This is a genomic window from Nostoc sp. CHAB 5715 (assembly GCF_020829685.1).
Taxonomy (GTDB): domain Bacteria; phylum Cyanobacteriota; class Cyanobacteriia; order Cyanobacteriales; family Nostocaceae; genus Nostoc.
On the sequence record NZ_JAIVFR010000714.1, the window covers coordinates 1 to 4034 of the forward strand.

Annotated in this window: 8 protein-coding genes; 5 read left to right on the forward strand and 3 right to left on the reverse strand. The window is 44.6% G+C overall.

The annotated features are described in order from the left end of the window. Positions 1 to 101: 101 nt before the first annotated feature. Positions 102 to 482 (reverse strand): hypothetical protein, encoded by a 381-nt coding sequence (locus tag LC574_RS29675; protein WP_229457198.1) that lies wholly within the window; start codon positions 480 to 482, stop codon positions 102 to 104. A 269-nt stretch (positions 483 to 751) separates the two neighbouring features. On the opposite strand from LC574_RS29675, the gene LC574_RS29680 reads away from it, so the two are divergent. The 5 genes from LC574_RS29680 (at position 752) to LC574_RS29700 (ending at position 2178) form a co-directional block, all read left to right on the forward strand. Further along, the gene (locus LC574_RS29680; protein ID WP_229457199.1) at positions 752 to 1087 is read left to right on the forward strand and encodes a hypothetical protein; all 336 of its coding nucleotides are present in this window, start codon (positions 752 to 754) and stop codon (positions 1085 to 1087) included. Between the two features lie 29 nt (positions 1088 to 1116). Continuing rightward, positions 1117 to 1503 carry a hypothetical protein gene (locus tag LC574_RS29685; RefSeq protein WP_229457200.1) on the forward strand — a complete coding sequence of 129 codons (387 nt, stop codon included), beginning with the start codon at positions 1117 to 1119 and terminating at the stop codon, positions 1501 to 1503. A gap of 2 nt (positions 1504 to 1505) precedes the next feature. Continuing rightward, complete coding sequence (locus LC574_RS29690; RefSeq protein WP_229457201.1) at positions 1506 to 1688, forward strand: hypothetical protein; 183 nt, start codon at positions 1506 to 1508, stop codon at positions 1686 to 1688. Between the two features lie 88 nt (positions 1689 to 1776). Next, the gene (locus LC574_RS29695; protein WP_229457202.1) at positions 1777 to 1923 is read left to right on the forward strand and encodes a hypothetical protein; all 147 of its coding nucleotides are present in this window, start codon (positions 1777 to 1779) and stop codon (positions 1921 to 1923) included. 60 nt (positions 1924 to 1983) lie between these two features. Continuing rightward, positions 1984 to 2178 (forward strand): hypothetical protein, encoded by a 195-nt coding sequence (locus LC574_RS29700; protein ID WP_229457203.1) that lies wholly within the window; start codon positions 1984 to 1986, stop codon positions 2176 to 2178. 170 nt (positions 2179 to 2348) lie between these two features. Here LC574_RS29700 and LC574_RS29705 read toward each other — a convergent pair whose 3' ends face one another. Together LC574_RS29705 and LC574_RS29710 are read right to left on the reverse strand one after the other, a co-directional pair. Next, complete coding sequence (locus LC574_RS29705; protein WP_229457204.1) at positions 2349 to 2975, reverse strand: J domain-containing protein; 627 nt, start codon at positions 2973 to 2975, stop codon at positions 2349 to 2351. Between the two features lie 289 nt (positions 2976 to 3264). Continuing rightward, on the reverse strand, positions 3265 to 3876 hold the full coding sequence (locus LC574_RS29710) for an ATP-dependent Clp protease proteolytic subunit (RefSeq protein ID WP_229457205.1): 612 nt from the start codon (positions 3874 to 3876) through the stop codon (positions 3265 to 3267). Between the last annotated feature and the right edge of the window lie 158 nt (positions 3877 to 4034).

Consider the following 4034-nt stretch of genomic DNA (forward strand, 5'->3'; position numbering starts at 1 on the left):
AGGAATCGTATTTGATTTTTGAAATTATTTACGTAGGCGGGGAGTGGGGAGTAGGGAGTAGGGAATAAGGAATTAGGCTTTTCGAGTTGTACCGAGCTTTTTCAGAAATCAAATATTAGTCCTATAGTAGCTAAATTTGTTAAACCTAAATCAATCGCTGCTATATATTTTTGGTCTAAAGGTTCAGCAACATCTAACTCATACACTGCTTCTAATACATAAAATCCACATTTTGGTACTAGCCTAATTTCATCTACCTTACTGAGGATTTTAGTTGGTATAGAAATATTAGTCCCTGAAGGTTGTAATAATCCTTTTTTTAATCCCCGCTTGCTAACAGCTTGAGCAGGATAAATCACTACAGAACGTCCTTTGACCTTATCCTTATATCTTGGTAAGTTAGGACGACCTTTAAATTTATCAGGATTTACTCTGTATTCTTTGATAGCAGCAAAAAATGATGACCAGCATCGGTCAACCAATTTTATTATTTGACAACTAACTTTGGCAGGTAAAGCTTTGTAGTCTACTGATTCTTTAATAAGAAGCTGAGGGTGAGGACATCTTACTGAGTGCTGACGGCATACCTGGCATTGAAATAAACGCACTCTCGCTCGATACAGAGATAGACGAACAATTCGCCGACGAATTTAACCTGGACGAGCTTGTTTGATTCGGAAAGAAGTGCGTTCTCAGAAGTCGCTACAGCTACCCTCTAGCTTGAAAAAGCGGTGTCAAACACGCTCAACAAATGAACCTTTTAACTGCCCAACATCAAGTCAACCTGCGGCTGGGGGACATCGCCTACCGGGACAAGCTCACTAAAATGGGCGATCGCGCACAGCAAAAACTAGTTGGAATGCAGTCCCAAGCCGATCGAGAATACGAAGCTGCGAGACTTGCAGCAATTCAGCGCGACGGCAGCCAAGCCAACCTGGGAGCTATCCCCCAACGCACCTTACCTGGTTCAGTCGGTGGTGTTAGTGGTGGAAGTGGCGGGTTTAACTTGTCCGGTATCACTGGTGCAATCGGCGGTTTCTTCCGAGGTATTGGTAACTTCTTTGGTCGCCTGATTCGCTCGCTGTAACGTCTAGTACCTTCGCAGTTGCTTCAATCATGGCGGGTAGTTTTGCTGTGGCAAGGATTATCGCCATCCCTGCTATGGTATGCACCATTGGTTACTCCGTCGCGGTGATGACTGCCGCAGTTGCTGCCTTTGAGCAGTTTAGCATCGCCATCTCAGAAAAAGGTTTCAGCCTGGAATTTAACCCGAATTTTTGGAAATCGATAAGCCGCGTATCAACCATTGCCAGTGTGGGCTACTTCGCCCTATACCCCCACTGGCAAGCAGAAGAAAGGGCTAACGCTGGTACTGAACGGTACTACAGTCAGCAACAAGAATTTACAAACCCCGTGCAGCAAAAAGCACCCGATTACATGGGTTACGGCGTGGCGATCGCCATCACCGCAATGCTTATTTTGTTACTTAAACGCAGAAAGTAACCATGTCACAAAACCAACAGTTTCAACTTCAGCAAGATGTAATTGACGTGGTACTGCCCAGCCCAAAGCAATCACGCCAAAACCTTATAAATCTAGGGTGTATGGGCATTGGGACTTTGCTTCTAGCTGCCACTTTCTACGGTACTGACATTATTCCTAATAATCTTAATATTTTAGCACGCTAAGTACCCAATAACCAAAATTACTCGATTGGGTACGCAATGAAGGTATACCTGGGCTTGTGGCGATCCAGCGATTATTAAGCGGCTAGCAATGTTCAAAAGTGAGGGGCCTGTAGGGCCGTTTGTCAGCCATGTGGTCGCCCGCTATTGTGCCACAGGCAAACTAGATCATCACATTCGAGAGTTAATTGCCTGCTACAAGCATAAGTGCAATTTGTTGTTAGAAGCGATCGCTTAAGAGTTTCCTAGTGATATAGTTGCAAAGCGTCCCGATGGCGGCTTCTTCGTTTGGTGTAAATTGCCCTCAGACATTAGCGCCAAAGCACTCCTAATGGCTGCCAGTGAACACGGCGTCAGTTTTCTGCCAGGGACTCGCTGCTACACCAATGGACAGGGGGATGATGCCATTAGATTAGCTTTTAGCTTTCAGCCAACACAGAAGATTGTTGAGGGAATTGCTACATTAGGAGCAGTGTTGCGTGGATGGCGATAATAACCAGATAATTCGTAATTCGTAATTCGTACCTTGTTCCCAGTCTCAGGCTGGGAATGCTCTTTAGGAGGCTCCCGCCTCCCGTCTCAGTGGCAACAGCCCAATGAAGACCATTTCCTTTTTAGAATCTAGAAACGAAATTTTGATTTCCAATAAATTATTGTAAATCTTTAAAAAATTTGTTCTAATCGTTGGAAATCGCGCTGCACTTCATACCAAAGACTTTTATTATGAGGGTCTGTCTTCAAAGCTTTTTTGAGATAAATTCTGGCTTTGAGTAGCTGGTTTTGGGAAATTAGCGCCCGTCCCCAAATTTGATAGGCGATCGCTAGCCATTGACGAACTTCTGCATCTGTTGACAAACGATCTGCTAAAGCTTCCGCCAAGGCGATCGCTTGCGGAAATCGTCTTTCTTGCAAAAATCGCTGCAATTGATCATAAGTCTTCCACTTCAACCGTTCTTCTATTTCCAACACATTAGGCGGCTTTGGTTTCCCTGATTCTTGGTTTGTCACCGTTGTTACTGGTGTTTTCTGTCTATGCGTTGCCTTTGCGTCATCACGCCCACCAGATGTTGACACCTGAGTTGAATGTGCCACAGCCTCCTCTGGCAGTACCACCGTCAGCAAGAGCTTGTACGCCTCTGTCAACGCAATAAACTTATCTTTAGCTTTGTTGTCATCTGGGTTGATATCGGGATGATATTGCTGCGCCAATCGTCGGTAAGACGCTTTGATGTCAGCAAAAGAAGCTCCCGATCTTAAACCTAGTAAACGGTAGCAATCTCCAAGATCCATCTTGAGCTATGAGCTATCGAATATCCAGCAAGAGGCTATCAGCTATCTGCTTCACGCCTAAACTATTAATAATAAGGGCTAATTTGCTATTTTTAAGTTCAATGTTGACAGTTTGTTTGGGGAAGGGAGTGGGGAGTGGGGAGTGGGGAGTGGGGAGTTAGGAGTTAGGAGTTAGAATTCTTCCCCTGCTTCCCCTGCTCCCCCTGCTTCCTCATCCCCCTCATCTCCCTCATCTCCCTCATCCCCCCTACTCCCCACTCCCTACTCCCTACTCCCCACTCCCTACTCCCTACTCCCCTGTTACTACAGAAGTTCGTTCTTCAATCACACGGTCAATTAAACCGTATTGTTTTGCTTCTTCGGCAGACATGAAAAAGTCACGATCCATATCTTTTTCAATCTTTTCTATGGTCTGACCGGTTTTATCGGCATAAATGCCATTGAGTTGGTGACGAATCCGCAGAATCTCTCTAGCTTCAATTTCGATATCGGTTGCTTGTCCACGGGTGCCACCTGAAGGTTGGTGAATCATAATCCGTGAGTGAGGCAATGCTAGCCGTTTGCCTTTAGTACCAGCTGCTAGCAGGAAAGACCCCATTGAAGCAGCTAAACCTACGCAAATAGTCACTACATCTGATTTGATATGTTGCATGGTGTCAAAAATCGCCATGCCAGATGTAACCATCCCACCTGGGGAATTGATGTATAAATAAATATCTTTACCTGGATCATCTGAGTCCAGATACAGCATTACAGCGATAATTTGATTGGCAATTTCATCATCAATATCTCGCCCCAAGAAAATAATCCGTTCCCGGTAAAGGCGATCGTAGATGCTAATCCAATCTGTATATTGTCCACCGGGCATCCGGTAAGGAACTTTAGGAACGCCTATAGGCATAATTTACTCCGTTTTTAATTAGTCATTGGTCATTAGTCATTGGTCATTAGTCATTAGTCATTGGTCATTAGTCATTGGTCATTTGCAAAGGACAAAGGACAACTGACAAATGACAAACCTATTTACATGAAGTTTCTAGAGTCTGCAAGTTAGCTTTC